The sequence below is a fragment of the Streptomyces cadmiisoli genome, from assembly GCF_003261055.1.
GTDB classification, from domain to species: Bacteria; Actinomycetota; Actinomycetes; order Streptomycetales; family Streptomycetaceae; genus Streptomyces; species Streptomyces cadmiisoli.
Genome location: NZ_CP030073.1, coordinates 3,215,685 through 3,239,990 on the forward strand (window position 1 = coordinate 3,215,685; position 24,306 = coordinate 3,239,990).

The 24,306-nt window shown below is 65.6% G+C and carries 13 protein-coding genes; 1 reads left to right on the forward strand and 12 read right to left on the reverse strand.

From position 1 onward, the window contains the following. Positions 1 to 58 precede the first annotated feature (58 nt). From dpdD to DN051_RS13535, 12 genes are all read right to left on the reverse strand, one after another. Complete coding sequence (gene dpdD / locus DN051_RS13480) at positions 59 to 2,278, reverse strand: protein DpdD (protein WP_162624920.1); 2,220 nt, start codon at positions 2,276 to 2,278, stop codon at positions 59 to 61. Then, the gene (gene dpdK / locus DN051_RS13485) at positions 2,275 to 2,787 is read right to left on the reverse strand and encodes a phospholipase D-like domain-containing protein DpdK (protein ID WP_112438769.1); all 513 of its coding nucleotides are present in this window, start codon (positions 2,785 to 2,787) and stop codon (positions 2,275 to 2,277) included. Before dpdK ends, dpdD begins: the two co-directional genes overlap by 4 nt. Beyond that, entirely contained in the window at positions 2,784 to 7,265 is a 4,482-nt protein-coding gene (gene dpdJ, locus DN051_RS13490) for a protein DpdJ (protein ID WP_112438770.1), read from the reverse strand. Before dpdJ ends, dpdK begins: the two co-directional genes overlap by 4 nt. Next, positions 7,262 to 7,972 (reverse strand): hypothetical protein, encoded by a 711-nt coding sequence (locus tag DN051_RS13495; RefSeq protein WP_112438771.1) that lies wholly within the window; start codon positions 7,970 to 7,972, stop codon positions 7,262 to 7,264. Before DN051_RS13495 ends, dpdJ begins: the two co-directional genes overlap by 4 nt. Further along, positions 7,969 to 11,028 carry a protein DpdH gene (gene dpdH / locus DN051_RS13500; RefSeq protein ID WP_112438772.1) on the reverse strand — a complete coding sequence of 1,020 codons (3,060 nt, stop codon included), beginning with the start codon at positions 11,026 to 11,028 and terminating at the stop codon, positions 7,969 to 7,971. The genes DN051_RS13495 and dpdH overlap by 4 nt, the downstream gene beginning before the upstream one ends. Next, positions 11,025 to 11,948, reverse strand: a complete 924-nt coding sequence (dpdG, locus tag DN051_RS13505) for a protein DpdG (protein ID WP_112438773.1) — start codon at positions 11,946 to 11,948, stop codon at positions 11,025 to 11,027. Before dpdG ends, dpdH begins: the two co-directional genes overlap by 4 nt. Next, positions 11,948 to 14,554, reverse strand: a complete 2,607-nt coding sequence (gene dpdF, locus DN051_RS13510) for a protein DpdF (protein WP_112438774.1) — start codon at positions 14,552 to 14,554, stop codon at positions 11,948 to 11,950. The genes dpdG and dpdF overlap by 1 nt, the downstream gene beginning before the upstream one ends. Next, on the reverse strand, positions 14,551 to 18,003 hold the full coding sequence (gene dpdE, locus DN051_RS13515) for a protein DpdE (protein WP_112438775.1): 3,453 nt from the start codon (positions 18,001 to 18,003) through the stop codon (positions 14,551 to 14,553). Before dpdE ends, dpdF begins: the two co-directional genes overlap by 4 nt. Before the next feature lie 1,095 nt (positions 18,004 to 19,098). Beyond that, complete coding sequence (gene dbpB / locus DN051_RS13520; protein ID WP_112438776.1) at positions 19,099 to 20,202, reverse strand: DGQHR domain-containing protein DpdB; 1,104 nt, start codon at positions 20,200 to 20,202, stop codon at positions 19,099 to 19,101. 38 nt (positions 20,203 to 20,240) lie between these two features. After that, positions 20,241 to 21,461 carry a tRNA-guanine transglycosylase DpdA gene (gene dpdA, locus DN051_RS13525; protein WP_112438777.1) on the reverse strand — a complete coding sequence of 407 codons (1,221 nt, stop codon included), beginning with the start codon at positions 21,459 to 21,461 and terminating at the stop codon, positions 20,241 to 20,243. Further along, positions 21,458 to 22,591 carry a DGQHR domain-containing protein DpdB gene (gene dbpB / locus DN051_RS13530; protein ID WP_030223757.1) on the reverse strand — a complete coding sequence of 378 codons (1,134 nt, stop codon included), beginning with the start codon at positions 22,589 to 22,591 and terminating at the stop codon, positions 21,458 to 21,460. Before dbpB (DN051_RS13530) ends, dpdA begins: the two co-directional genes overlap by 4 nt. Beyond that, positions 22,591 to 23,484, reverse strand: a complete 894-nt coding sequence (locus DN051_RS13535) for a hypothetical protein (protein WP_112438778.1) — start codon at positions 23,482 to 23,484, stop codon at positions 22,591 to 22,593. The genes dbpB (DN051_RS13530) and DN051_RS13535 overlap by 1 nt, the downstream gene beginning before the upstream one ends. A 124-nt stretch (positions 23,485 to 23,608) precedes the next feature. On the opposite strand from DN051_RS13535, the gene queC reads away from it, so the two are divergent. Then, positions 23,609 to 24,304, forward strand: a complete 696-nt coding sequence (gene queC, locus DN051_RS13540) for a 7-cyano-7-deazaguanine synthase QueC (protein WP_112438779.1) — start codon at positions 23,609 to 23,611, stop codon at positions 24,302 to 24,304. Positions 24,305 to 24,306 lie beyond the last annotated feature (2 nt).

Below are 24,306 nucleotides of genomic sequence, written 5' to 3' on the forward strand. Positions count from 1 at the left end.
TCGGACTGGACTTCTCAAACTTTGCGAGAGAAGCGTTAGCCCACTGCGTTGCGAACCGTTACCCTTCCGCCAGTTCACGCAAAATCGCCGATGAGCCACGCGAGTTGACGAGTACTACCGGTCGTGCCCCACGCTTGGCGGCGATGAAGTCAGTGGCGGCATGCTTTGCCGATGCGGTCACCACGACAAAGACGTCAGCGTTGGCTGCCTGTGCGGCGAGCTTACTACTGCCATCGTGTTCGGCACTCGTCTCGATGTCGATCTTGGGTACCAGGATGCGCAGTATCTGTGCAGCCCGGGTGGTGGCGGACTCGGTGAGGGAGTACAGCACAACCTTTGAGTCTTGCAGGTAGCGGTATGGCGCTCCGGGGTCGGCGTCCTGTACTTGGTCGGCGAGCAAGTCTTCCGGGACACCGGCTCCCAGTTCGCTGGCTATGAGCTTGATGGCTTCAAGGTCGGTTGGGTTCAGTGCTGACTTGAACGGCCTGACCGTGTTGGTGATTTTGTAGAACAGTTCAATGGTGGCGGGGCTCGTTGCTGCTGCCGATGTAGCTGTCGCCGCCTGCAGTATGTCGATCGCCCACGTCGTGGTCACAGCAGAGACGTTCGCGGAGACGATCAACTCGGTCCACTCGAGCGCCGACGCGAACACCGCGGAGGCAGGGTTGGCAGACAGTAGATAGTCCAGCAGGGCTTGGGTCTGCACCCGGACGCCGGCCGAGTTCTTACCGCTGAGTGCGAGACCGGCAAGGATGCGTTCACTGAGTTCGGCCGCTCCGTCTTCAGCAAAGATGTCGCGGTGCGCTGCCATGAACTGGCCTCCGAGTTCACCGAGTTTGCCCAGTGTCCCGTCAGACGCGTCGTGAAGCCACGCGGTCAGCGCACTGCTGCTCAGCGGTGTCCAGCCGTCGGTGATTTCGGGGCCGGTCGCCAGCGTTGCGCTGCCATGGTCTCCGTCCAGTGCATCCAGCCAGGTGCGCCAATCCAAGCGGGGCCCGGCCTGGGTGAACTGCTCCAACCAGGCGAGATCATCGCGCAGGCGTGCGCTCGCTCCGTCGATCAAGCCTTGGAGGTGATGCGTGGAGATGTACTCAAGTGCCAATGCTGCTTGCTGTGGTGACTGCAGGTCCCGTGCACAGGTCAGGAGCAGGTATGCCGCGTGCAGGCTCGGTTCGAGCGTCAGCACGAGTTTGATGGCTGCCTGAAGTTCGCCCCGGGCCATCAGCCCGGTCGCGCGCTCCAGGGGCGATTCGCTCGAGGAGTCGAGCTGATCCTCAGGGGCGGACGGCTCGGACGGGGCGGAGTGCTGAGGACTTTGTTCTCGGCGCAGGTACAGCACATTGCGCAGGTGGGCGGGCAGACCGGGTTCGATCGTGCCGGCTTCGTCGAGGAGTCGGTTGAGTGTGTCGTCTCCGGTGTCGTTTTCGACCTCGATGAGGAATTCCACGACAGCCTGCGCCCGACTCGTCCTCGGTGTGCCCGAGAACAGTGGCCGGAACGCTGCAGGGAGCGCGGTAACGGCACCGAGTAGTTCTTCCTCATTGCCTGCTGCGTCGTACGGGGCGAACCATGTGGCGTAGGCCGCCTGCTGGATCACTTGAGTGACGCTCAGGGGGCGGCGCATGGCGAGGACGTGGTCGAGGTCCCGGTCCGCGAGGACGGCCTTCCAGTCTTCGAGCCCTGCGAAGAGTCGTAGTCGCAGGAAGGCTAGGTTCGCCTGGTCGAGATCGGCGGTCGCCTCAAGTTCGCGCAGGCAGGCCAAGGCCACGGCACGGTCGCGGGCAGCAATGGCGTGTCCGAGGTCGTCGAGGACCTCGACAGTCGTACGGGGAGCGTCGAACTCCGAGGGCGGTCGGCCGTTGAGGAGTTTAGTGAGCACCAGCAGGGCGTCGCGTACCCGGCTTCGCGCGTGTTTCCACTCCTCCGAGTCCGCTGTCCGGCGGGGCAGTACTTCAAAGCGCAGGGGTTTGACGGATGCGTTTGCCAGTACGGCGTCGAATGGATCAGTCGGGTTGAGGGCACCGCGTTGGTGGGGCAGGTCGCTGAAGGTGGGGCCGATCCAACTGTCGAGGATGGCGAGTGTCTCGCGCTGCTGGCGGGGGGTGGGTGCGAAGCCATACCACCACAGACGCCCTTGAGAACTTCGCGGCAGGAATCCGATCTGGCGCTGCTGGATGCCTGCCATGAAATTATCGAGTATGAGTTGAAAGTCCGGTCCTACCCGTGTGGGCGTGATGTCGTTGCCTGAACCGAAGAATTCCTTGAAATCTACGCTCATGGCAACTGGTACCTGTTCTGGTATTCGACCCAAGCGCGGGCGATCTGGTCGGGGTCGGATACGACGGTGACGCCTTCCTGGTTCACTCTCTGGCCGAAGAACGTGAAGTTCATCGAACCGTGCACGTGGAATCTGTCGCTCACCATGCCCTTGTCGTGCAGGGTGTTCCGGATGAGCAGGGACGGCCGTGGCCCCACCGGGGCGAGGTCGGTGAGGCGTTGTCCTGTGACGGCGTTGCGCGACTCGTCCCGCATGATCACTCGGACATCCGAGCCACGGCGCGCGAGATCGATGAGTACCTCCGTCAGCCGGATGGGTCGGGCTGGCAAGGCGGGGAGCACGCTCTTGAACTGTCCGGATGCATTGTCGATGACGACAATGTCGGAGATCCACGGGGACAGTACCCACAGGCGACTTGACGGGGCCAGCAGTTCAGACACCAGGAGGTTCTGCAGCAGATCGGTGAGTTGTCGGGTCTCGCCGGCCCCGACGGTGGTGATCCTTCTCATGCGGACACCTCGGCAAGTTCGAGGGTGGCCACGACGCTGCCCTCAGAGCGGTGGTCGATCTCAACGACTCGTGGAAACACCTGGAGGAAGTCCGTTTCGATGGGACGGATCGACAGATCCACCAGCATGTCCGCCAGGGCGGATACGTCCTCGGGAGGTGCTATGAGCTGGGCGGATCCCTGTTGAGCCAGGCGTGTGCGCACCAGGGTGTCCGCGTCGAGATCTGTCACGCTGATGAGGTCGTCTATGGACGTGAACAGTCCCCGGATGAGATCGGGTGCGGCTGGCGGATTGTCGAAGTAGGGGTTCCACGACTGCAGTGCTCCGGCACGTATGGCCCATCCGCGTGGCCAGAGTGCGCTTTGGATGGCGTCGATACGCTGGCGGTCTGAGGAGTTCGCGGACAGGTTCAGTCCGGCGTCCAGGTCGTGCCGCTGGCGCATCAGGTAAGCCCAGGTACGCGGCGAGATTTCAAGGCCCAGGCGTTGCTCTTGGATCTCCCACTCGCCGATGAGGGTACATAGTGCCTGGTCCGTCTGTGCGGTCGATCCTGGCCGGAGCAGGCGGTTCGCCAGGCTCGAGACGACGGACTGCTCCGCGCCGTGGATGCCTGAGGCGCGCAACTGCGCCCGTATGCGGTCAAGGTTTTTCACCCGGTCCGCCTGTGTCGCCGAGCCTCGGTATTCAGCAACGAGGTCGAGCCAGTCGCTGCGCTCGGTGGTGTAGCGCACGATCCGCCGCATGTGCGCGTCGACCAGTTCAGTGGTGGAGGGCTGGACGGCTCTCATTATCAGCCGCAAGAACCGCCGCGGGTCGGGGCGTACGCGCGTCGCCAGCGCTTCGATGAAGCCGCCGCCGCCGATAGAGGCTTCGGTGAGCCAGACCTGGCCGTGGCGCCATGTGCCGTCGGGGGCGTAGCCGGGTTCTATGTCGACGATGATGCCTTCGGGGTCGTGCTCGGGGCAGATCTCCCGGGCAGCCCACAGGGCCGCCTGTCCCAGGGTGGCAAGAACACGCTGACGCAGCCAGGCTTGGAATTGTGCGGGGTCAGGGTCCCAGACCTGGTCCGTCAGATGGTCCAGGCGGGCAATGATGCCCTTGTCGGCAAGGAGTTGACGCAGCCGCTCACCGACCCGGCCGAGTGTGGCGCTTTCGCTCTCTTCGACGTCAGAACTGCGGAACATCGCCTTCAGGGTGTCCGTCAACCGGTCGGCGAAGGTTTCCCGCACCATCTGGTAGGCGTGGGGAAGCGACGTGCCGTCACTCACGGCGGACATCAGCAGCATGCATTCGATGGTCTGGTGCAGCCATTCCAGTTGGAACTTGTTCATCTGTTCCAGCAGTTCGGGGTCGTTCGTCAGAACATGCTGGAACCAGGCGCTGCGCAGGGCCGGGTCGAGGTCGCCCGGTGGAGCGATCACGTCCGGCACCGTGGTGGTCAGGCGCAGGCCGTCGACGTCGTAGGTGGCTCCGAGACCGACCCGCTCGTCATCGAGCGAGAACTGTGCTTTGACCCGGGCTTCGCCGCCGCGGGCGAAGACCAAACTGGCCTCGCTCTGGATGGCAAGACGGCGGACCTCGACGTGGGCGTTTTGAGCGTGCAGGAAGAAGCGTGCTTCGTCGATGAGGCTGCCGATGGGATCCGACAGGGGAAGGCGGGCGACCAGGCCGAGGCCCCTCTCCAGGAACTGGGATCGCCAGACCAGGGACGCGTTGGAAGCATCCTTGAGTTCTGGCGGTGCGAGTTGGAGGTCCACCCTGTCGGGGCGGACGATGGGGATGGGGGTAGGGACACCGCCGACTTCGACGGTGGCGGTTTCCTCCCGATGGTGCGCCTGCAGGGCAGGGGCGAGATCCATGACGGTCTCGCGCTGGCCGTAGGGCACAGGGATCCAGTGCCGGTGCTCGAGGTTGCGGGTGGCAAAGCGCCGTGACACTCGTCCTGGCGCGTACTCGCGCAGCATCTGCGCCAGGCCCATCGCCTGCAGTTCAGGTTCCTTCTCCCACGACTGCTGCGGGGGTATGACTACGTACCCTTCGGGAAGTGCGAGTTCGCTGAAGAGGTTCTCGGGGAAGAAGTCGGGCAGCGGATTCTTGCCCATCAAATCCTTGCCCTTGACGTACGTGTGGTCCTCCGCGACAGCCCACTCGCTGTCCAGCCGTCGGGCCAGCGTGGGTACGGCCGCCAGGATCAGCGGGCGAGGGGGATGCCACAGAATCTCGGCGGCCAACTCCTCGGAGACCTGAAGTGCGCCTTCGATCCACAGACGGAGGCTGCGCTGGCGGCCGGGATCGCGCAGTAGATGGCGCAGAATGGTGACGGCTGTCTGCTGGACCTTGCGGTTGTCCGGGTACTTCGGATCGGCGAGACCCTTCAAATCACGCCACAGCTTTGCGTACCGGTAATCGGACTGCAGTTGTGCTGCCAGCCAGTCAAGCATCGCCAGGGTAGCTTGGATGCGCAGGACTGCCCGGTTCCGGATGGGAAGTACCAGTTCGGGCAGGACGGGATCGAACAGTGCATCCCAGGCCTCGTAGGTGGCACGGTCGCGTCCGTAGTCGGAGAGCACCACCACGGTGTACGGGCGCATGCGGCGGCTTCGCCCGGCACGGCCCTTGCGCTGCAGGAATGCGGCGACACCGCGGGGCGCCTTGTGCTGCAGCACGGCGCCAACGTCCGGATCGTCGAAGCCGACCTCAAGCGAGGCAGTTGCGACGACGAGTTGGGAGGCGGTGTCGACTCCCGCGTCTTGCGAGGTGGTCCGGCTCACGTTGAGGCCCGGGCGGTCGAGTTTGTGGCCCAGTTTCACCGGCAGGTCCCAGACCTGGCCGGCGCGCCGCTGGTCGGTGAGGTTGTCTTGCCCGGGACGTCGCAGGGATGCCAAGGGGTCTTTGAACTGCTGGGTACGCGGGGCGCGGTAGCGCTGGCCTTCCGCGTCGAGGAGGTAGAAGAAGAGCCGGTTGGTGACGTCGAGGTCGTCGGTGAAGACGAACGCCTTGGTGCCCAGAAGTCCCTGGGATGTGCGCTCTGCCGGGTGGTCGAGGACGCGCGGGAGGAGCATCGCCGTCTGGATGGTGGTGGACAGTACGGAGGCGCCACTGGTGGGGTCGCTGCGCACGGCGACCATGTATTCGGCGCCCTCGTACTCCATCTCGTCTGCGCCTGGCTCGATGTTGGTGACGAGTCCGTCGTCAACGCCCGTCAGATCGGCCATGTGGCGAACGGCGTTCGACAGCGTCGCGGACAAGCCGACGAAGGTGACCGGACTGCGCAGCGAGTGGTGCCAGCGTCGCAGGACGAGGGCTGCCTGGGCGCCGGTGGTGCCGCTGTAGGTGTGGATCTCGTCGAGCAGCATCAGGCGGGGTTTCTTGGCCGCGCCAACGCCGAACAGTGTGCCCAGGGACAGGTCGGACAGGCCGCGGTTGAGCATCTCGGTGGTGGTGAACAGCACGTCCGGAGGCCGTCGGCTCATCCGGTGCCGGGTCAGAACCAGCATGGAGTCGTCGAACACACGCGGGCAAGTGCCGCAGATCAGGCGTTCCGTTCCAGCCTTGGCGTCCTGCTCGGACCAGAACAGTGTGCCCCCGCACACGGTGTATCCGTCACCGGGACAGGTGAAGTGAGGGCACTGAAAGCCTTCGGCCCGTTTCGTCCATGCGGAATAGGAGGCCGTCAGGCTCTTCGTGCTGGTTGGGGTGTCCTTGTTGAGTACCCCGATGGTCATGGGCCGGCCGTTGGTCTTCGTCCACAGGTGGTCGAGCCGCCGGGCGTGCGCGAAGGCGGTGTTGAGTTGGTCCTTGAGGAGTTCGTTGCGCGGGTATACGGCCAGCGCACGCGTCCATGCCGACTTGTCCTGGAGTCCCGTCAGGTAGGCGAAGGCCGGCAGGTAGAAGGCGAGTGTCTTGCCGCTACCGGTGCCGGCACCCACGACGGTGGCGGTGGTGATGTTGGACTGCAGGGCTGTGAAGATCTGGCGGCTGGCACGGACCTGGAAGCCGCTGAGGTCGGCGTGTTGGGGACCCCGCCACGTCATGGCATCGATGACCTGGCGGTAGAGGTCGTGGAGCACATCGGTGCCGTCGATGACTGCGTGTCTGGACTGGTCGCGCCGCGGGTAGGCACGCGGGCGTCGCGCGTAGCGGAAGTCCGAGACGAGAGCAGCCCCTTGGTGCCAGGCCGTGGGGTCGTTGGAGGGGAAGATCTGGCGCAGTCGGGCCAGCAGGCGCAGCGTCTCCCCGTTGCGGGTACGCCACCGTGACGGCGAGACCGCATCATCGCGGATGATCAGCCCCTTGTCCTCGAGGGCCTCGATTGCCTCCTGGGCGGTGTCGAGTTCGCCGCGCTCCATGAGGACGTCATCGATGTGGGTGTGCAGTTCGCCTTCGGTGAATCCGCCGTCGACAACGCCCCAGGACAGCAGGGGGTCCTCGTGTTTTTCGAGGACGCCGAGGATTTCACTCTCGGTCTCAGGAGTCACCGCAGCCTCACCCAGAAGCGGTCCAGGATTCCCAGCCTCGACAGCCCGGCAAGGACCTCGGGGGTGAAGGAGTTCAAGGGCGTCCCTGCGGCTTCCTGGGCGCCCGTAATCACTCGGGCGAGGACCGGGTCAACGAGTGCGGCGATCTGCTTGCCGCATGCTTGGAGGCTCTCCAGCGCCGCAGTCAGCCTGGCGACGTCACCCGACTCGGGGACGGCGCGGTTGTTCAGGACATTGAGCACGCCTTGCGCCTTCTCAATCTTGATGCGGATCTCTTCCACGTCGATCCCGCTCTTGCTCAGCGTAGCGACAAGATCCTCATTGATCACCGGTACTTCACGGTTGCGTTCAGCAGTCCATGCCTGCTCAACGGACTTACGAAGGCCCTTCACAAAGCCATCGGCTGCCTTGACCTGCACCTTCAGTGCTTGCAGTGGGGCATCGGCGTCCTGGCTCGGGAGCATTTCGGCGAGCGCGTGTAGATCTGCGGCCAGTTGGGCGGCCTGCGGACCGAGGTCCGTGCCCAAGGCAGCATGGACTGTGCGCAGTTCGGTGACGCCCCGACTGAGGCGCTGGATCGTCTCGATGAAGGTCTCGACGTTCTCGGCCTGTCCGGCCAACTCGCCGGTGCGGCGGTTGATCTTGTCCTCGTCGTGGGCAGCGACCGCTGCCACACGCAGACGCTGAACTTGTTCGATGAGCGTCATGCGCCCCCCTCAGGTCCGGCCACGTCCATGACCTCGCGGCTCAAGGTCTCCAGCCCGGCCACGAGCCGCTGGAGGGTCTCGTCGTACTCACGCTGAGCTTCCGAGGCCGGTCCGGCCTGAAGCTTTTGCTCCAGCACCTTCACAGCAGCCAACGCAGGGTCGAGCCACGCCCGGATGCGCAGGGCCGGCCCCTCGTCCAGGGTCACCAGGCGCAGACGCTGATCGGTGGTGAGGGTGGGCCAGGCGTCAAAACCCTCACTCAGGTCTTTCACCTTCTTTAGATCACCGGCTTTCACCGACTTCGCCGCGCTGTGGAGGGCAGGCGCGTTGATCGAGTTGGCTGACTGGGCAAGCGCTGCCAGGTCGGAGAGCAGGGTGTTGAGGGCATGGGCCACCTCGGCGACGTCGCCGCCGAGATCGCTCACGTCGGGTACCAGCCGTCGGGTTTCCTCGAGCATCGGATCCAGCATGGTGGTTCGCTTCTTGATGCCGTCCGCCACTTTTCTAATCTGCTCGGGGACGTGCTCGGGCCAGGGCGCCTCACCCGCGTCGTCGCGCATTGCGCGTACAAGGCGCGGCAGGTCAATGGCCAGCGGCTTGCCGGTGCCCTGGCGGTAGGACGTCAAGCGGAGCAGTCGCCGCTGAAGGAGGTTGCGATCCGCCTTCGGGTCAGCGCTGGTGAAGCGGTCCTGCAGTCCCCGTGTGTGGCGCCGTTGCTCGGGATCGGCCAGCTTCGACGGCCTGGCGAAGAGCGCCTTGACCCGGCTGAGTGCGTCGCTCTTGTACGAGTCGGCGATCCCCAGTGACCTGCTGACGGACAGAAGGGCGTGGGCAAGGCGGCTCAGTTCGGCGTCGTCACCTTGTGAGGGAAGGAGGGAAGCGGACACGCTGTCCGCCCATGCCTGGACTTTGATCATGCACAGGCTTTGCAGTGCGTCGCCCTGCGGCACGTTCGCCCAGGACTCCTTCGCGTCCACCCAGGCGAGCGCACGAAGAACTCGGACGTCCTCCATGTTGCGGTGGTCAATCGAGATCAGCGCGGTCTGCAGGGCACTTCCGTCCAGTGCGATCGAAGTCTTCGCATCAAAACTTGGCGCAAGTTCCGCCCCTCCCTTGGTCCAGTCTCCGCTGTCGCCTCCGTATCCGTCTTCGAGTCCCAGATAGCCAATGACGGCGGTGTGCACGATATTCCTGAGATCGTTGCGGTGTCTCTGAAGAAGCTCGCCGGTCTTGTGCCATTCGTCGACGGCCCGGACCAAAGGCGGCTTCGAAGCCGCTGGCGGCGGGGACGAAGGGGGCGGAGACGGCGAGCCCGCAGGGGGCTCTCCCGTTTCGTCCGAGGGCGGGATCGAACCCGGCCGCACCGTCTCATGCAGGTGGGTCTGCTGCTCGGTGATGAGGTCCGGCAGGGGCGGGATGGCGAATGCTTCATGAATCGTCGGGTGAAGGTTCTGCGGTCCGTGACCCGGCCCCCAGAAGCGGACCATCCGTACGCGGCGCTCGGAGAGTGCGGGGTCACCTGGCGTGCGCAGCCGGACCTGGTCCTCGACGTTGTCGAGGGTGTCCAGCGCACCGGTGTGGAAGTCGTTCTCGAATCCGGCGCTGGGAAAGCGGCCTTCGTCGAGTTCGGTCTGGTCGCGGTGCAGGACGGGGCGCAGGACGCGGGTCAGAACGTCGCGCGCGACAAAGGCATCACCCTTGGACTGACTGCGGATGGCCCGGTCGAGTGCCGTCCTGCTGAACGGAAACAGGCCGACGCCTGCAACCTCCCCGAATGCCTGGTGGCAGTTGTCCCGGACGGGGCATTGCAGACAATGGTTGAGCTCCGGGCGTTCGTCCGTGTGGTGCTTGTCGATCTCCTTGGAGCCGACGCGTACCGCGTTGAGGTACCGGGCGGCGAACCGTGCGGGGTCGAACGGGGCTGTTTTGTCCGCCGGAAGTTCGAGATCGAAGACCTTATAGGTCCGCGTGTACACCGTCTCTGGCATCTGGTTGACGAAGTAACCAGTAGTGACGGCCATGACGACACGCATCGGGCACAGGGCGAGCGTCTCGGTGGGCAGCAGGGTGATTGCGTCGATGAGGCCGCCCTGAATGCCTTGGAAGATCGAGAAGTCCTCGATCAGGAGGAGAAGTTCCAGTCCCTGCCTGTGCAGGTCGAGGCGTAGTTCGACGAGGAGTTGCTTGAGGTCGTCTCCCCCGATCCCGAAAACCTCACTGACTGCCGGTCCGAGTTGCTCGTTGAGCATCTTCGCTGCCAGGTCCCGCAGGGGAGCATCGCTGGCGAGTGCGCTGGCGACACTAGCGGCGTCGGCGCCGGCCTTGCTGACATCGTCGACCGAGAGGTCCAGGTCTGCTGCGGTGAAACCGAACGCGTCCTCCTTGTCCTCCGAGCCCTTGCCGGAGAGCTTTTCCCGGACCAGACGCGCGATGGGACCGTTGTCGGCGAGCAATCGTCTGCGAAAGACGGGGTCGCCCAGCAGTGCGGGCAGGCCCTCCGCGGAGGCAAGGAAGGCACGGAGATCGTTCTCCTCGGGTGTGCCCTCTTTGTCTGCTCCGCGGGTCTCGACCAGGACAGCCAACTCGTTGCGCAGTCGGAGTTGTGCGGTGGTTTCGTCCGAGGCAGCATCCGAAGCGGCAGCGACCTTCGCGCGCAGCTCCGCGGCGCGTTCGCCGGTGGCGTGTTCCAGGATGAGTTCAAGGATCCCGCGCAGCGACATGCGGTGTTTGGGGACAAAGATCAGCCGGGTCGCGTCGTTGGGCTTCAGGTTGATGCGAAGCCAGCGGATCAGGTGCGACTTACCTGTGCCCGACTTCCCGAGGATGGGGATGATGGGCTGGTCCGCCGGCAGTTCCTCGACGGCGCGCCGCAGGTTGTGTTCGTCGACGATGGTGCCGCCGACAGCGCTGTCCACCCGATCGCGCAGGAGGATCGGGATCGAGGTGTGCGTGGCGAGGAAGACCCCGTTGGAGGTGCTCTCTGCCTCGACCGGAATGATGGCTGGGGCCTCACGGGCCTCCCAGCATGCAGCAGGAAGAGTGCCCCGCCAGGTCATCGCTTTCCTCCTCGAACCAGGGTGACGTGCGTTTGGCGTTGGCTGTCGAATCGCGACAGCCGGATGCCGTCTGCGTCCGGCAGGGTGTCGAAGACCAGCCGACCGCGGTCCTGCAAGATGCGCAGTGCCTGGCCGACCGAACTGTCGGCGCAGTCTTGTGCGATGCCCGGGTCGGGGTCTCCGCCAGGGAGGTACGCCATGAGGGAGGCGCGGACGAGACCGCCGTGCAACACAGGCAGTTTGGCCGCCAACTGGCCCAGGAAGTCGCCGATGGGCATCTGTCCGGCAGGCAGTTCGTCCAAGACGTCGTTGATCGCCACGACGGGGAGGGGCACAAATCCTGATTTGGCCTGTATGAGCGAAGGCGCCGCAAGGCCAAGTACCTGTCCCCATCGGGAGCTGGGACCCCAGCGTGTGTCGTTGGTGATGGCCCAGGTGTCATTGTCCGGGTCCGGGAATTGCGCGTGCTGGAGGTCCTGAATGCCGCCGGTCCACGACAGGGGACGCCCGAGCGCGTCCTGCGCGAGGAACCACGACATCGCTCTCAGCAGATCACGTGCCCCGCCGGTGAGGCTCTCTCCCGGGCCGGTCTGCCACGGATCTCCGTCACGGTCCAGATCGAGGGCATGCTTTTGGAGTGCCCGGCGGAACGCCGCCGGCGACAGGGTGCCTCCCGTGGCAGCGACGGTGCCACTCACGGTGATCACGCCGGCTGTGTCGCTGCAGAGCATCCCGATCGCCCGGAAGGTGGACAGGGTGTCCGAGACACCTTCAGCGGAGGAGACTGCCTCGTTCAGGCCTGGCGGTCTGAACGCCTCGATCAATTCTTCCTCGGTCCAGGCCCGTCGGGACCCGGCGAGGAAGTTGATGATGGAGCGGCCCAGGGCCGGAAGGCTTCGCGGTGGGTTCAGGACAGCCATCAGAGTCTCCTGAGGAAGTCGTCAATGGTCCAGTGAGGGCTGCGGATGCTCTTGATGAGGGCATCTGGATAGGCCGGGTCGGGCATGTCTTCCGGGACGACTACGACGCGTAGCGGTCCGCTGGTGGGGGCGAGCCATGAGAGGGGCGGCGTCTGCCCGTGGTCCATCAGGATCAGACTCGGTACCGAGAGGCGCGCAGGTACCCCGCGGGTCCGCAGGGGGTCCACGGCAACCATGCCCTCGTCGGCGAACCGTGAGGCTGTACGGATGGCCGGGAGGCCGAGCAGCGCGGCCGTGGCAACGATGCCGCGTACGCCGTTGGTGACGCATGACTGGATGAGGTTGCTCAGGGCAGTTCTGAGGCGTCCGCTGGGATAGGTGACCACAATGCTGCGGTGGCCGGCGGCCAGGTTCGCCAGGGCTGCGCTGGGGCTTCTGCCGAGGTCGGGCATGAGCGCTTCTGCGACGAGGGGACGCGCTGTGTGCAAGGCGGGCTGGTGCACGTGCTCCTCTGCAGGACATCCGGAACACGCGGGCGCCACGTTCTGGCTGGCCCGCATGGCGCCTATGTCCGTGTAGGTGTACTCCTCGCTCAGTACACGTCCCCAGCATTCTCTTCTTGCCAGCAGGCGGGTGATGCGCGCCGTTGAGGCGGCTTCGGCATTCTTGATCTCTGCGCGGGTGCGCTGCAGGGCGGCCTCGAGGGTCTGCCGGTCCAGGTTGGCCACGTGCGGTCTGAGCCGTACCGGAACGTGGCTTACGAAGGCCGTCCACTCCTTGCTGAACCGTGCTTGCCAGGCCTGCTCGGGCTCACCGGCTATGCGTTCGACCACCGGGGGATCCAGCCTGTCGATGGTGATGAGGTTGGCGCGTTCCATGAGGACGAGCGTGTTGCGGTTCCACAGTTCGTTGGCGTCCGAGGGTTCGTCGCCGTGCCCGGGTACCACCGTGGTGTCCAGGACCAGGCCGTTGCCCGCCTGCTTCGGGGACAGGTTCTGATCCCGCATGGCTTCCCACCGGTTCCACGCCTTGACGTCCCCGATCACGGTCGCGTTTTCGACTCGCTGGCCTTCGGCCGCGTCAGGCTCGGCGGGAAGCCAGACCGACAGCGCCGCGTGGCCGTCGCGTCCCGCGCGGCCGACTTCCTGGTAGAAGCGGTCGACCGAGGCCGGGACGCAGGCATGCACCACGGTCCGGACGTCGCTCTGGTCTACCCCCAGACCGAAGGCGCTGGTGCCGACCACGATGTCGGTCGTGGTCGGTCCGTCGTCGCCGGACCATCCGCGCATGATGTCCAGACGTTCGGCAGAACCGAGGTCTCCGTGGAAGACGGCGGTGCGTACAAATCCGGCAGCCCGCAGGCGCTCAGCGATGATCTTGGCGGGCTCCTTCTTGGTGGTGTAGATGATCGCCGGCCGCGGAAGGTGGTGCATCGCTTCGATGAGGCGTTCCATCCGGACGTCGGGTGACGTGGTGGTGCCCAGGAGGTAGCGCAGTTCGGAGCGTAGGAAGGTCGATCCGACGAACAGTGACTCGGCGCTGCCTGCGAAGAGTTGATCGTTGAGTTGGAGGCTGGGTGCGGACAGCGTCGCGGACAGGAGTGTGATGCGTGGCGGGGGGTGCCCGGCCCCGGTGGCGAGTTCTCGCAATTCACCTACGAGCGAGGCGACGATCTGGAACTCGGGACGGAAGCTCAAGCCCCACAGGCGCACTAGGTGCGCCTCGTCGATGACGAGGCTGGTGAGTTGGCCGGATGTCGCGAGGGTGCGCAGCGTGGTGGTGAATCCTCGTACAAGGGCTTCGGGTGAGGTGAGAAGGATCCGCTGAGTTCCCTCGCGCAGGCGTTCCTTGATGGCTGCGCGTTCCTCGCTGACGCGGTCGCTGTGATAGGCCAGTTCGCGAGGGAGCACGGACGCCGGGAATCGTTTGTGCAGGTGGCGTTCCTGGTCGAGGGCCAGGGCGATGGTGGGCAGCACCACGATGGTGGTTCCGCGCTGCCGGAGCAGCCCAGGGGCCAGACCGACGAGGGATTTGCCCGTGCCGGTGGGCAGGACGACGTGCAGGGTGGAGGCTGGATCGGCAAGGGAGGCGGTCCGCACTGCGCTGGCTTGGCTGCGTGAGCGGTAGCGGTTGATGTCGGGAGCGATCGCGTGCAGGGCTGGATCGACGGACACCGGGCTGTTCGGGCGAGCGCTGGTCTCCACCGTCGTGTTGTCGGCGAAGACGAACGGGCCGGGGCTTGCGCAGGCGAGGTCGATCCAGCGGGGGTCGCCGTGGAGCCAGTCAGGCGTCCAGGCGTCGCCGAGGCGCACGGTGTGCCGTGTGGCGCCGAACCGTTCGACACGCAGGTGCGCTCGCTCGAGCGCCTGCAGGTCGATTCCGCGTTCGGGGAGGTTGATCTCCAGTTCGTGGTGGCGCTGGCCCGTCACGCCGGCTTGATGGCGAAGCATCTGAGCCAGGAGAGCGGCGATGTCGCCGCTGAGGGCGGACCCGGCAAGGCCGGAGCGCCAGGCATCGGCGAACCGCCGGTGCGGGCCGGTGAGCTGTTCTGCCGATGCCTCCTTGCCCAGGATGATGCGCTGAACGATGTCGAGTTGAACGGTCACGCGCTGCCGTCCTGCTCCAGGCTGCGGCCCGAGACCACGACCACACCGGTGCTGTCCAGGCGGAGCGAAGGCGTTTGGAGGGCCGTCAGCAACTCCTGGCCCGCCAGCGCTTCCGTTTCCACTTCTTCCTCCAGTTCAGCGCGCTCGTTTCCCTCCGAGCGCGCGGCCCGCAGTCGCAACTGCCGCAACCGGGTGGCTATGTCGGTCCCGGCGAGGTCCAGGGCCCGGGTGCGGGTCTCGTTTACGGCGTCGTCGCTGTGGGCCAGACGCTGAGCACTGTGCTCAGCAGCACGCCAGCGCGTCCCCCATTGGGCGGCCGGAATGAGTTCGTATGCGTGCGTGATGCGCTCTGAGTTGAGTGAGTAGTCGCCTCCCAACTGCCCGGGTACGGGCTTTGCATAGCGTGCCTGCAGGGCGTCGAGATGGCGCCCGTCGGTGATCGGTGTGCCGTTTACGTCGGTCCACACGGTCACGATGAGCGGCGGGAAGAGCGCGTCGGCGCGGCGTCGCAGGGACGGCAGGTCCACCAGGTCGCTGCTCCAGGCTGCAGCCAACTGGTCGAGTAGGTCGCTTTCCGGGCTGCCCTGCAGAGGTTGCGCTTCGACGGCGTAGTCGAAGCGGTAGGCGAGGCGCTCTGCGTAGGGCCAGGCGGGGACCCACCGCCACATGCCGAAGGCTCTGCCCCGGTCGTCGTTCCACAGGAAGTCGGACACGGCATCGATGAACTGATCGCCGTAGCGGTAGAGGCGGACGTCTTCGTGCTCGACGGCCACTTTGCGTACGAAGGTGCCGCGGTGTCCTGCGAGCGGCACAAAGTCACGCTGCAGTCTCGCAGCGGGTATCAGCGGGATCTGAACCTGTCCGGCTGTCTGCCGACTGACGGGTTCGTAGCCGCCGATCGCATGGGCGGGGTCGCCGGCCGGTGCGAACCGCAGGTTCCCCGCCCCCCGCCGCGCGGACAGCAGCGCATCTGTGACGTCGGCAAACGAGGCCGCCTCGCCCTCCGAGGCCATCATCCGGCCGTACACGGAGCGCTCGTCGGCAGGTGCTTCGATGCTGTCCAGGGCGTCCTGTTCCTGTACGCGCTTGACCTCGTCCTCAAGCATGGTGTGGACCATGCGGATGGCATCGGGTGCCGCCGCGGCACCGTGCTCGAACAGCATGTCCCAGGCGGCGTCTGTGGCGGCGTCCACCATATGCTGCAGGCTGGCTACGGACTTGTCGAAGACGGCGAACCCTTCGCTGAGGATCCGCATCCACGCTGCGGCAAACGACTGCGTGTCGGTCGTCTCCGCCACCGAGTAGGAGCGCCAGGCACCGCCTTCGCGCTGCGCGTCCCACCGGTCACATCGGCCGATCCGCTGTTCGAGGCGGTTTGCCCCGGGCGGCAGGCCCACGTGAATGAGGAGATCGGCGAACTGGAGGTTTCGTCCTTCTTCCGCTGAGTGGTCAGCAACGAGGACGGCTGCGGTCCGGCTCTGCTCAAAAGAACGGACTGCCTGCTCGGACACTGCGGGCGAGTCACTCGCGAGGTGCTGGTAGACCGCCCCGGGCAGCAACTCCTTGAATGCGCTGGCCAACTCCCCTGCCAACTGCGGTGTCGGGCAGAAGACGACCACCCGTTCACGTGCTTTGAACAGATAGGTCAGTGCATCAGCCAGCGGGCGTGCCACGTCGCGGCGACGGTCGACGAACTTCAGGTCGCTCTCGATGCGGTCGAGTGCTTCCTGCTCGCCCGGCGTGGCAGCCGCTCGGGACTGCGTCCACGCGCGCAGGGAGTCCGGGTCCAACGACAACGCCACGGCCGTTGCGAAGGCGGAGGCTGCCTCGCGGCGGGCCTCCTCGTCGAACTCGCACGCGGCAAGGGCCTCCTGGCGCCAGTTGTCCAAAAGGGAGGCAAGGCCGGCAAAAGAGGACGAGGGTAGAACCACCTGCTGGGGGCGCAGGCGCCCGGTGACTCGGTACGACTGGTGCAGCGCAGCGGTACGGCGGGTGCGCAGCATCCGGCGGTGGACCCGGTACACCTCGGAGACATAGGTGCGCAGCGCGCCGATCGCCACGGTCAGCACTTGCCGGTCCGGTCCTCCGACTGCCTGCCGGACCTCACTGATCAGGGCGGCGACTTCGGCGTCTTCAGGAAACGCGGCGCCGATCTCCGTGAGGCGCTTGTTCAGCAGGACGCCGGGAAAGTGGGGTTGGAGTCCGAGGAACAGCCGGCCCAGCGCGGAGCGTGCCTCCATGCGCTGGCGCAGGTCCTCGGCCGTCGTATCCCGGTACACGGCCGGGTCGAGGAGTTTGAGCATGGCCAGGAAGGCACGTTCGTTGTGCAGCGCTGGGGTCGCCGACAGCAGCAGCAGGCGCGGACTGGCTGTGGCAACCTCGGCAAGGCGCGCGTAGCGGCTGGACAGTTCGGGCTGCTCGCTGTGCGCCAGGCGGGCCAGATTGTGTGCCTCGTCGACCACGACGAGATCAGCCGGTTCCCACGTGTCGGGTGCGTCGTCGCGGGAGTACACGATGCGGGCGCCCGGAAAGTCACCGGTGCGGAACTTGCCCGACAGTTCCCGGCGCCACTGCTCCAGGAGGAACGGCGGGAGAATCAGTTGCACGGTGAGGTCGGGCTGGTCCAGCAGGAGTTCCCGCATGACCAGGCCGGCCTCGATCGTCTTGCCGAGACCGACTTCATCGGCCAGGAGGTAGCGCTGCACCGGGTCCTGCAGCACGCGCCACACGGTCTCGACCTGGTGCTCGTACAACTCGATACCGCTCGAGAGGGCACCGCGCATGCCGTGGGCCGCCGAGCGCTGCGTGAGGGTGCTCTGCAGGAAGGGGCGCCGCATGTCGGCCAGCAGAGGCGATTCCAGCAGTCCGGCGCTGGCAAAGCCGACGGGGTCGGTCAGCGACTGGTCCCAGCGGACATACAGGTCTTTCTCGGGAAGGTATCCCTCCCAGTTGCGCGCCCGTACGTGGATGTCCCGATGGGCTGAGGTGGCGATGACGCGCCCCGAGCGCCACGCGGTGCCCGTGGACCAGAACACCCGCGTCTCGGGTGCCAGCGCGAACCGTTTGAGCCCCTCCCTCGGGACGGTGTGGCGACGGCGCTCGCCTGGATGCTGTCCTGGGGTGTCGAAGTACTCGAGGATCAGGCCATCGCCGTTCTTGCCCACGAGTTTCCCCGCCCCGAGCGTGTTGGCGCTGGACACCAGCAGATCACCCCGGCTCAGCGACGGGCCGCGGGAGGTGTCGCTGCTGCGTACCGGGCGGCTCGCCTTCGGCGTGCGGGGTCGGGCCGGCGCCGCCTTGCCCGGGCTGCCGTCGATGGTTCGCGATCCGCGGCATTGCGGGAACCGTGAACAGCCCCAGAAGCAGTTGCCTGCGTTGGCGCCCCGCGATGCGAATTGCATGACCATATTGGCGCCGCACCGGGGGCACGCGACAGCTTCGTCCGTCATGCCGCACCCCCTTCTCGGCCAGTGGTGCACAGCAGCAGTGCCGGCAGGTGGGCTCGACCCCAGAGGCTCAAGGTGCTGCCTGCGGACCGCGACGGTAGGACCCTTGAGCACGGGTCGACTCCGCCGTGCAGCCTGCCGCCTGACGCGGCGCGCAGCGGCATGTGGCACCTCTGCATCACCAATCCCCCATGGAGAACCGCGCGCCGCCACCACCTCAGATATTCCGCCATCACCTCAAAGCGGATGAATATGCCCTTCCCTCCCACGGGCATTGCGTTGCACCTGCACGCCGAACAGCTGGCGAACCGGACGAAATCCCCCACCCTCAGCCCCGACATCGCACTTCCTTCACAAGATGCTCACATCCAGCCGGCTGAAGCGTAAGCCGCACCACTGACAACGCCCCCGCCGGGTAGACCATCTTGGGCGATCGCGATGCGTCGACGCCGGGTCACCGCACCGAAGCCACAACCCGGGCCGCCTGCCACCACTCCATCCGGTGCCGCCCCACCGCCACCCTTCCACGCCGCCCCGCCGGGAATGAGATCACGATAAAGATGATCATTTAATTTCATAACCCATACGGTTAGTCCGGTCAATACCGAGCGCAAGCGATCAGCAACTGACGCTGCGGGAACACCGCGACGCTTGCGATGCCGTGACACCGCAGGGACTCCGAGCCGAGGAGGAGACCTGACCGGCCCCGTCCAGCGGGACCGGCAGAAGAAGGGGTAGCCCAACACCTGCCGTACGGATAGATACAAGCGAGGCAGGACGAGGCCTCATCCTGTCTGCAGCTACGTTCGAGTGACCCAACTGCCCGTCATCGAGTTGACGATCGCTACCAGATCTTGCTGCAGGTTCATCAACACCAGCGCCCAGGGCCTCGGTCCCGCCGGCAGCCCGGGCCGACACTCGCCAGGGTCAATCGGCATCTTCATCGGCTGGTGTACGACGGTGGAGAGCTGGCGGCAACACCGCAGGAGCAGTGGGCCGCTGCGGCCCAGAAAACGGATTCGCCCGCCACCGGATACCGGTAGCGGGCGAATTGCCGTCCTTCGAGGTGCCCCGGAGTCGGGTACCGCGAACGTCAGGTCAGTTGTGTACCGCGCGGACAAGCAGGTCGGTCAGGAGGCGGATGTCGTTGGGGGTGTTCTGCAGGCCGTTCCAGCGGCGCTGTTCGCCGTCAGGGAAGCGCCACATGCCCGAGGTCCAGGCGGTGACCGGCATCAGGCCCAGAACAGCGTTGCGTACGGCGTCGCAGTCGACTTCTTCGGCTTGCATGCCGTCGGTGAGGCTGTCCATGACGAAGCCCATGGCCTGGATGCCGGCGCCGTGGGTGAGGCGGGACTGGCGGGGCGGGAGTCTCCAGGCGTCGCTGAAGGTGTCCTTGACCATGATCCAGAAGGAGCGCAAGTGCTGCACCATGCGGTCGACGTCGCCGGAACCGTCTTCGGGGTTGCGGTACTGGTAGAGGGCGCCCTCGAAGAGGCTGTGCTCCAGCATGCGCAGGATGGCCGTGTCTTTGATGTTGCCGTCGGGTGACGTCGGACTGGCGATGCGGCCGTAGAAGGGGCCCTGGCCGTCGGTGTTGAGGCGGGTCATCAACTGGGCGGGCAGTCGCTTGCGGGCGTAGGCGGGCGGGAGATGGCCACTGGTTTCGGGCAGAAGTTCGTGGATGAGGCCCTTGGGCAGCGGCTTGGTGGAGTTGACCAAGATGAACTGGGAACGCTGGTCGTCGTGGTTGTCGGCGATGAACCCGACGGCGGCGACGGGGAATTCGACGAGATCGGCGTCGCGGATGGCGGCGCTGCGCTGCTGGCCGTCGACGATCAGGGCGGGCTTGTCCTCGTCGGGAAGGGATTCGTCGACGGGGATGACCAGTTCGCCGGGGACGGAGTAGTCGACTCCGTCCTTGCGCCGTGCTCCGGTCTCGAAGCGGACGTTCTCGTCGAAGGCCAGGACGAGGGCGTTGGGGAGCATGGCGTTGTCGGACTCGAGGTAGCGGCGGATGCCGCGGATGTGGCTGAGGACCTCGGGGCGCTGGTAGCCCTGGAGGTTGCTGTCGTCGTCGCGTCGGACGCGGGAGACGGCGGCGAAGCTGTGGAGTTTCTTGCCGTCAACGGCGAAACAGTAGATCTTTCTGTCACCCTGGCGCACTTCGAGCGCCGGGAGCCTGAGTTCGTAGCGGTCGGCCATTGCCTCTCCAGACATATCAAAAAACGAAAAGTAGGGGGTTACCCGAAGGTGAGGGAGCGCATCTTGGCCTCGAGTACGGTCAGATTATGGAATCCGCGACGCTTGTTGCGTTCACTTCCGCGGAATATGGCGATCTCGATGCCGTGCTTCTCGCACAGGGCACAGGGGCAGGCGCGCCAGGGCGCGTCGCTGAGGGTGCGCTCGTAGAGCGCGAGATAGCTCTTCTTCTTCGGGCCGAGTACGAGGGACTCGTACGCCTGGAGTGCGGTCAGGACGTCCTCAAGGGAGGTTTCCTCGCCGTCGAATTCCCGCAGGGCGCGCAGGCAGGCCCGTTCTGCGGTGATGGCCTCGGCCTGGGAGACGCTTCCCGAGAGGATGAGGCGTTTGAGGGCAGGGTTCCCGTCGACTTGGGGAACGCGGATGGCGGTGTAGGCGTCGGTGGCGGTGTGGTAGTTGTTGCGGTCGTCCATGAAGGCCTGGCGGAAGACCGAGGTGCTGTCGAAACTGGTCACACCGTGGCGGGCGAACTGCTCCATGCTGTCAACGCGGTTGATGCCGAGCAGGTGCAGTTCGGCGTCGTGATTGCGCACTTCATCAATGGCTCGCAGGCAGGCCAGGATCTCGTGAGACTTGAGAGGGACCATGCCTCCGAGAGCGATACGCCGGTATCCCATTTTCTGCAGTTGCGCGACGGAGTGGGCGTAACTATCCGGCCCCCATCCCTGGGCGGCGCCAACAGGTTCGAAGCAGGCGCCGTTCTTTTTGGCCGCGGCGAGAAAGTTCTCGGCAAGCTCCAGGGAGATCTGCTGGCGTTCCAGCCACGCCGGTTCTGGTTCTGTATCAGATTCTTGAGGGATGTAGCCGAAGATGATGTGGTCGATGCTGATGCCGGCGTCGAATCCGCAACGGCCGTAGAAATCGATGACTTCATCGACCTCGTACGGAGGACGTTCTTCGTCGATGTAGTTGAAGGCGCCACAGTCACCGATGGTGGAGCAGGTTTCGGGAAGGCGGAAGAAGTTCCGCACACCCAGGCGGTAAAGCCGCTCGCGTTGCGGAGTGGAGTATTTCCCTGCGCCCTTCATGGATCCGTCGACAACAGCCTTGCTGACAAGAATCCCGTCATACGGGATCGGCGTCACGGCCTGGTGGGCGTAGACGTCGTCGCGCTGACGGACTCGGTAAGGCGAGTACTCGTCGTTGACGAAGTCATAGGTGGGGCTCACCAGGTCCTGGCTGTCAGGGAAATAGAATTTCACGCGGCTTTTGCCTTTTCCTGCACATAGATACGGAGGAGGTAGTTCGACAGGGTGCTGATGTGGCGCGGATTGTTCTGGAGTTCGTTCCAGGGGATGTTCAGGTCTGGCCAGCGCCCCTTGGTCCAGTAGCAGTGCGGGGCGATCAGCGCGAGTTCGTCGCGTGCCTGCTGCAGTGCGTGGGGGGAGGCGGGGTCTATGGCCATCATCACGCGGTCCATCAGGCGTCCCATGGAGCGGATGCCGACGCCGTGCATGAGGCGGCTACGGGTGGGCGGCAGGCCCCAAGCGTCAGGGAAAGTGTCGCGTACCGCAGTCCAGTAGGTGATGAGGATCTGGCGGATGGTAGCGGTGTCCACGGTGTTGTTGGAGAGGTTCTTGTAGGGGAAGAAGGCTCCCGATGGGGAGTTGAGGGCCTCCTGGATGGCCGTGGTGAGACTGTTGTCGGTGACGACAGCGTCGGCTTTTTGCTCAGCGGTGGTGGAGGGGCGGCGCACCAGTCCGCAAAAAGGTGAGTCCTTGTCGTGGTTAAGCGCTTCGACCAGGACCGCGGGGAGTTTACGGGCGGATAGCTTGGTGGGCAGAGCGGTGCCGACCTCGGGGAGGAGCTCGGTGACCAGGTTGGTCGGCAGGGGGGAGACCGTGTTCACCCGCAGGAACTGGTCCCGCTGGGTTTCAAGGTCCTCAGCGACGAAGCCGGCGATGGTGACGGCCAGGCGGGTGTTGCGGGTGCGAGCCAGAGCGAGGCTGCGCTGCTGGCCGTCGACAATCCAGGCAGGCCGGGGGGCGTCGGGGGAATCTGGCAGCGTGATCTCCAACGTGCCAGAGGTGCACAGGCCGTCACTGCTGCTGGGGCCGGGGCTCGATTTGAAGCGCACACTGGCGGGCAGAGCCATGATCAGACCGTTGGGGAAGAGGACCTCGTCGCTGTCGAGGTATTCCAGGATCTGCCGTACGTGCTGCTTCTTCTCCGGGCGCTGGTAGCCGATGAGCTTACCGGCCTCGTCGCGGGAGATCCGGGCGACATCGGCGACCTGATGGACCTCTTCTGCCGCCAACGTGAACACGTACAGCGGGATCGTGGGGTGCTGCTCGATCCGCAGGGCTCGGCGTTTCAGCACGGTGGAAGTCATCAGCGGCCAATCGTTGATTCGTACAGGCCTGCGAAGCGCTTTTGTTCGCAGGCCATCCCCTTGTCTCGAAACAGACGCAGCAGGCGGGTACGAGAGGCGTCGGGATAGGTGCTCTTCATCTCTTCAATGAAGGCGATGACGATCTTGTCCGTAACCGGTGTGCGGTCGTAGCGCTCAGGCCGGGCAGTCTGGGCGACCCAGTCGTCCCAGCGCAGTTGGGCGGAGGGGTCGGTGAGGCGTCCAGGTGTGCAGTGCTCGAGCCAGGAGGCGGCCATGCGCACGTTGAGACTGGTCAGGGTGCCGCCCAGGGCCTGGCGCAGGCCGGCGTTGGCGGGCACGCGCCGTATGCCCTCGATGTCGGTGGCGCCACCGATCAGGACGACATCGGTGGCGGTATCAGCGAGGGCCAGCAGATCGTGGTGCATGGCCTGGGCATAGGGCGAAGACAGCACAACGAGGGCGCGTCCGGCGGCGCCAGCGACCTGGGGCAGGTCGCAGGTGCCATCCAAGCGCTGCAGATGATCCCACCACTGGGAGCTCTGGGCGCTGGCGGAAGCCACGGAATCTACGTGCCGGGTCACGAAAGTCGCGGCGTAAGAGGGGGCGGGGCTGGACACTGGACGCAGGCCCAGGCCTGCCGAGGCTGCATACAGGCGGGGGGTGAAGCCTGCTTGGGATGCAGCGTGGGTGAGCGCGAGGGCGCGTTTCCACTGGTCTCCCCGGTACAGATGCTCCAGCGCCGTATGCCTGCTCGCTGTGGTGCGCAGTCGGTGCGCCCACTCCTCGGCCCGCTGGGGCAGGTCGGCAGCCACCAGGCTGCGGGCCTGCAGGTCTGCCGCGGGAGGGGACGCTTTCCGGTCCGTGCAGGTGACCACGATCGGCAACTCGTTCACTGCGGCTAGACCCCTGAGTTCCGGTAACTCGTTTGTTGTTGTGATTACTGTAGCCGCTAGTTAGAGGGGTAGGCTGCGTCTGCCTCGACTGAGGCAACTGGACTTCGGATAAGGGAGTGACAGCATGGACCGTCCCGCGATCGTGTTGCTGAGCGGCGGCCTGGACTCGACCACGGTGCTGGCCATCGCCAAGGACCAGGGGTTCACTCCCTATGCGCTCAGCTTCCGCTATGGCCAGCGGCACAGCATCGAACTGGAAGCTGCCAAGCGCGTTGCCGAGGTCCAGGGGGTGGCCCGGCACGTCATCGCCGACATCGATCTGCGGGTCTTCGGTGGCTCTGCCCTGACCGCCGACATCGAGGTTCCCAAGCACGAGTCGCTGGATGACCTCGAGGACGGCGGGGTGCCGATCACCTACGTGCCGGCCCGCAACACGATCTTCCTGTCGTTCGCACTGGCTTTCGCCGAGACCGTAGGCGCCAGCGACATCTTCACGGGAGTCACCGCCGTGGACTACAGCGGCTACCCCGACTGCCGCCCCGAGTACATGGACGCCTTTGCCACCATGGCGAACCTGGCGACCCGGGCCGGCGTGGAGGGCACCTCCCGGATGACGCTGCACTCCCCCCTGATCGCCATGTCGAAGGCCGACATCGTGCGCGAAGGCCTGCGTCTGGGCGTGGACTACTCCCTCACGTCCTCCTGCTACGACCCCGATGACCAGGGCCAGGCCTGCGGCAAGTGCGACACGTGCCTGCTGCGCCTGAAGGGCTTCGCCGAAGCCGGCGTCACCGACCCTGTCCGGTACCAGAGCGCCTGAAC

What these genes read in the sequence shown, in the direction of transcription:
- dpdD (WP_162624920.1), bottom strand. Translation starts at nt 2,278, where the DNA reads ATGAGCGTAGATTTCAAGGAATTCTTCGGTTCAGGCAACGACATCACG.
- dpdK (WP_112438769.1), bottom strand. Translation starts at nt 2,787, where the DNA reads ATGAGAAGGATCACCACCGTCGGGGCCGGCGAGACCCGACAACTCACC.
- DN051_RS13495 (WP_112438771.1), bottom strand. Translation starts at nt 7,972, where the DNA reads ATGACGCTCATCGAACAAGTTCAGCGTCTGCGTGTGGCAGCGGTCGCT.
- dpdH (WP_112438772.1), bottom strand. Translation starts at nt 11,028, where the DNA reads ATGACCTGGCGGGGCACTCTTCCTGCTGCATGCTGGGAGGCCCGTGAG.
- dpdG (WP_112438773.1), bottom strand. Translation starts at nt 11,948, where the DNA reads ATGGCTGTCCTGAACCCACCGCGAAGCCTTCCGGCCCTGGGCCGCTCC.
- dpdE (WP_112438775.1), bottom strand. Translation starts at nt 18,003, where the DNA reads ATGACGGACGAAGCTGTCGCGTGCCCCCGGTGCGGCGCCAATATGGTC.
- dbpB (WP_112438776.1), bottom strand. Translation starts at nt 20,202, where the DNA reads ATGGCCGACCGCTACGAACTCAGGCTCCCGGCGCTCGAAGTGCGCCAG.
- dbpB (WP_030223757.1), bottom strand. Translation starts at nt 22,591, where the DNA reads ATGACTTCCACCGTGCTGAAACGCCGAGCCCTGCGGATCGAGCAGCAC.
- queC (WP_112438779.1), top strand. Translation starts at nt 23,609, where the DNA reads ATGGACCGTCCCGCGATCGTGTTGCTGAGCGGCGGCCTGGACTCGACC.